We start from the raw sequence: 5,071 nt of genomic DNA, 5'->3' as shown, positions 1-5,071 counted from the left end.
ACAGCACCCGCACCGGCGGCGCCGGACCCGCCGGCGGCGGCCGTACGGGCGGCCTCGGCGGCCTGGGCTCCGGCGGCGGCGCGCCCGCCCCCACGCCACGCCCCCCGATCCGCGGCTCGGGCGGCGGCGGAGGTGACCGGAGTTGACCCTCGACGCCCAGTCCCACCCGCTGACCCGGCGCCGCACGTACCTGATCGGCCGCGCCCGGCCCAACGCCATCGTCGGCCGCAACCGGGAGACCGGCGAGATCGCGCTCATCATCGGCGGCGCCTTCATCGGCATGATGTGCGGACTGCTCATCCCGGTGCTGATGCCGCGCATCCTGCTGCTGGTCGGCTGCCCGACCCTCGCCCTGGCCGCCGTGTACGTGCCGTACAACGGCCGTACGTTCTACAGGTGGTACGAGATCAACCGCTCCTACAAGCGCATCCTGCGGCGCGGCGCCTTCTACCGCTCCGCCGCCGCCGAGGCCGGCACCCGCTTCGACGGCCGCGAGGTCGAGATCGGCCCGCCGCCCGGCATCGGCCGCGTCAACTGGCTCTCCGCCCCCTTCGGGCCCGACGAGGTCGCCGTCCTGCTGCACGCCGACCGCCGCACCGTCACCGCCGCCATCGAGATCGAGGGCCCGGGCGTGGGCCTGCGCGACAGCGAGGACCAGGAAGCCCTCGTCGAGCGCTTCGGCACCCTGCTCAAGCACGTGGCCAACGGCGACGGCTTCGTCACCCGCATCCAGATGCTGGCCCGTACGCTGCCCGCCGACCCCGACGCGCACGCCAAGGACATCGAGCGGCGCGGCGACGAGGACGCGCCCGGCTGGCTGAAGGAGTCCTACGACCAGCTCCAGTCGATGGTCTCCACCTCCTCCGAGCAGCACCGCGCCTACCTGGTCGCCTGCATGCACTACACGCGCGAGCTGGCCTCCGAGGCCCAGGCCATCGCGCGCGCCAGCCGGCACGGCGGCATCCACGGCCGCCGGATCGACCGGGACGGCGGCATCGCCGTGGTCATGGCCCGCGAGCTGACCGACATCTGCGCCCGGCTCGCCGAGGCCGACATCCGGGTGCGCCAGCCGCTCGGGCAGAGCCGACTGGCGTCCCTGATCCACTCCATGTACGACCCGGACCACCCCATAGACCACCTCCAGGCCATGAGCCGCCGCAACGCCTGGCCCGCCGAGCTGGACGCCACGCAGCCCACCTACCTCCAGGCCAAGACCCGCGAGTCCAGCACGCGCGAGCCCTGGTGCCACGCCACCGCGTGGGTGAAGGAGTGGCCCATGACGCCCGTCGGCGTCAACTTCCTCGCCCCGCTGCTGGTGCACACCCCCGACGTGATCCGCACCGTCGCCGTCTGCATGGACCTGGAGCCCACCGAGGTCGCCATCGAGCGGATGCTGACGGAGAAGACCAACGACGAGGCGGAGGCCAGCCGCGCCGCGAAGATGAACCGCACCGTCGACCCGCGCGACATCGCCGCACACGGCCGTCTCGACCAGCGCGGCGAGGACCTGGCCAGCGGCGCCGCCGGCGTCAACCTCGTCGGGTACATCACCGTCTCGTCGCGGTCGCCCGAGGCGCTCGCGCGGGACAAGCGGACGATACGGGCCTCGGCCGGCAAGAGCTACCTGAAGCTGGAGTGGTGCGACCGCGAGCACCACCGGGCCTTCGTCAACACCCTGCCCTTCGCGACGGGCATCCGCCGCTGAACCCGACCGGAAAGACCGAGGCACACCGCGACCGACCGAGACCGAAGAGCGACCGAAGTCGGCAGACGACGACTGATGGCGACTGAACACGACTGAACGACAGGGACGATAGGGGCTTCTCCGTGGCCGATCCGATGGGCGCCGTCACCAACGCGTTCACCAGCTTCCTGTTCGGGAAGGTGGAGACGACGCGGCTGCCGGTCCGCACGTCCACGGGCCAGGCGCAGGCCGTCTACCTGCCCACCGCCGCCCCGGGCCTCGGCGACTCCGGCGTGATCATCGGCCGGGAGGTGTACTCCGGCAAGGGCTACATCTACGACCCCTTCCAGCTGTACGGACAGCAGCTCCCCGCACCCCACTGGCTGGTGCTCGGCGAGTCCGGCAACGGCAAGTCCGCGCTGGAGAAGACGTACGTGCTGCGGCAGATGCGGTTCCGCGACCGCCAGGTGGTGGTGCTGGACGCGCAGGGCGAGGACGGCGTCGGCGAGTGGAACCTCATCGCCGAGGAGCTGAACATCACGCCTATCCGGCTCGACCCGATGGCGGCCCTGGACGGCGGCATCCGCCTCAACCCGCTCGACCCGGCGATCACCTCCACCGGCCAGCTCGCCCTGCTGCGCACGATCATCGAGGTGGCCATGGGGCACGGCCTCGACGAGCGCTCCGGCTTCGCCCTGAAAGTCGCCCACGCGTACGTCAACGACACGATCACCGGCCGCCAGCCGGTCCTCACCGACATCGTGGAGCAGCTGCGGCACCCCAAACCGGAGTCCGCCGAGTCGATGAACGTCGACATAGACGACGTCCGCGCGTGGGGCCTGGACGTCGCCCTGGTGCTCGACCGGCTGGTCGACGGCGACCTGCGCGGCATGTTCGACGGCCCGACCACGGCGGGCATCGACCTGGACGCGCCGCTGATCGTCTTCGACCTCTCCCACATCGACCGCAACTCGATCGCCATGCCCATCCTGATGGCGATCGTCGGCGTGTGGCTGGAGCACACCTGGATCCGGCCGGACCGCAAGAAGCGCATCTTCCTCGTGGAAGAGGCCTGGCACATCATCAACTCGCCCTTCGTCGCCCAGCTCTTCCAGCGGCTGCTGAAGTTCGGCCGACGGCTCGGCCTGTCGTTCGTGGCGGTCGTCCACCACCTCTCCGACGTGGTCGACGGCGCCGCCGCCAAGGAGGCCGCGGCGATCCTGAAAATGGCGTCCACCCGCACGATCTACGCCCAGAAGGCGGACGAGGCACGCGCCACCGGACGGGTCCTGGGCCTGCCCCGGTGGGCCGTGGAGATCATCCCGACCCTGTCGCCCGGCATCGCCGTCTGGGACGTCAACGGCAACGTCCAGGTCGTCAAGCACCTGGTCACCGAGGCCGAGCGGCCGCTGGTCTACACCGACCGGGCCATGACGGAGGACTCGCTGGCCCTCGAACTCGCGGCCCAGGCGGAGGCCGAGGCCGAGGAGCGGGCCGCGGCGGCGGTCGAGCAGCAGCTCGCCGACGAGGCGGACGACGCGTACGGCCCGGGCCCGTACGGCGGCCAGGCCCCGTACGGACCGTCCTCGTACGGGTCCACGGTGGCCTGACATGGCGGCGGACCGGGGGCGTGGCGGGCGCGAGCCCGTGCAGCGCGACGGCCCGCCCGCGCCGTCGCGCGGCATTCCCGACAGCGTGCTCGTCGGCGCCATAGCCTTCCTGCTGGGCATCACGACCCTGGTCTGGTCGGCGGCGGGCCTGGCCGCGGTGTTCTCCCGGGGCGGCTGGCCGGACGGCGTGCGGTTCGTCCGCACGCCCCTGGCCATGCGCCGCCTGGTCCAGGAGCCGCACGACCTGGCCGCCGCCTGGCCGGAGACGCCCAAGGAGCAGCTGTCCGGGTCGGGCCTGTTCTGGGGGATCTTCATCAGCGAGCTGATGGTGCTGTTCGTCCTGTCGGTGTTCGTGATCGGGACGGTCACCCGCTACCGGCTCGTACGGGCCAAGCGCCGCGCGGCCCGCGAGGCGGCCCGGGAACAGCCGGCCGCGCCCGCACCCGCCGAGACCACCGCGGGCCCGGCCCGGCCGCACCCGGGCGAGCCGGAAACCGCCGCCCCGGCGGCCTGGAGCGAACCGCGCCCCGGCCCGCCCGGCGACCCGTACGCCGCCGCCCGCCCGTTCTCCCCGGCCGGGGCGACACCGCCCGTGGCGACGGCGCCCACGCCCCTGGCGCCTCCGACGCCCGCACCGGCCGGCAGCGCCGCCGCGCCCCTCGCCGCACCCCTGCCCGCCACCGGCTTCCCGGACGCCGGTACGCCCCGCCCGCGCGTGCTGTACGGCGCCGCGCGCGGCACCGCGGCGGCCGACGCGGTGCTCGACGCGGCCGGACCCGTGCTCGCCGTCACCAGCGACCCGGAGCTGTGGGCCGCCACCAAGGACGCCCGCGCCAAACTCGGCCCAACCCACGTCTTCGACCCCTGCCACCTGCTCGACATCCCGGCCCGCCTGCGCTGGAACCCGGCCGCCGGCTGCGAGTCCCGCGAGACCGCCGCCGCCCGCGCCGCCGCCCTGCTGGCGCCCGTACGGCCCGTCCACGCCATGGACCAGCCCACGGCCCAGGCCGCGGAGACCATGCTGCGGTGCTGGCTGCACGCCGCCGCGGTCGACGGCCGGTCCTTCCGGCACGTGCACCGCTGGGCCCACGGCGGCGCCGCGCACGAGCCCGTACGGATCCTGCGCACGCACCCCAAGGCCCTCGGCGGCGTGGCAGGCGAGCTGGAGGCCACGCTCACCGCACACCCCGAGCGCCGGGACGTGGCCCAGGAACTGACCGCCCGCGCGCTCGGCGCGCTGTCCTCGATCCACATCAGGGATGCGTGCAGCCCGGGCCGGGCCGAGGCCCTGGCGCTGGAGTCCTTCATCGAGGAGGGCGGCACGCTGTACGTCGTGGGCGAGCCCATCGAGGACCCGCGCACCGACCCGGGCGCCATGCCGCTGCTGACCGCCCTCGCGTCCAGCGTGGTCGGACACGGCCGACGGCTGGCCGGCGGCTCGCCGTCGGGCCGGCTCGACCCGCCGCTCACCCTCGTCCTGGACGACGTGGCCGCCGTGGCCCCGCTGCCGGACCTGCCCGGCCTGCTGGCCGAGGACGCGGGCGCGGTCCTGGGAATGCCCACGCTCGCCCTGATGCGCTCGCGCGAGCAGGCCCGGGCGCGCTGGCCGCACGACACGCTCACGGACTGAGGAGCCCCGTCCGACCCGCCTTCGAGCCCCACGTGACAAGGGGACTCGACCACGCCGTGGCTTCCCCCCTCCCCCAGACACCGGACGAGAGCACCCTTGCTCTTGCCGCAACTTTCCGACAACGCAAAAAGCCTCGGTCCCTGGGTG

General features: G+C 73.8%; 3 protein-coding genes. All 3 read left to right on the top strand.

Translation table 11 applies throughout. The features are described 5' to 3' along the window. The first annotated feature begins 142 nt into the window (after positions 1–142). A complete protein-coding gene (locus RKE29_RS27820; RefSeq protein ID WP_312008446.1) occupies positions 143–1,705 on the top strand; it encodes an SCO6880 family protein in 1,563 nt (520 codons plus the stop codon). A gap of 122 nt (positions 1,706–1,827) precedes the next feature. After that, positions 1,828–3,294 carry an ATP-binding protein gene (locus tag RKE29_RS27815; RefSeq protein ID WP_312008444.1) on the top strand — a complete coding sequence of 489 codons (1,467 nt, stop codon included), beginning with the start codon at positions 1,828–1,830 and terminating at the stop codon, positions 3,292–3,294. A 1-nt stretch (position 3,295) separates the two neighbouring features. After that, positions 3,296–4,924: a hypothetical protein gene (locus tag RKE29_RS27810; RefSeq protein WP_312008443.1), complete on the top strand. Its 1,629-nt coding sequence runs from the start codon at positions 3,296–3,298 to the stop codon at positions 4,922–4,924. Positions 4,925–5,071 lie beyond the last annotated feature (147 nt).

The organism is Streptomyces sp. B1866 (assembly GCF_031932565.1).
Taxonomy (GTDB): Bacteria; Actinomycetota; Actinomycetes; order Streptomycetales; family Streptomycetaceae; genus Streptomyces.
Note: the sequence above shows the minus strand (reverse complement) of the source record. Positions and strands in the feature narration are given on the sequence as shown.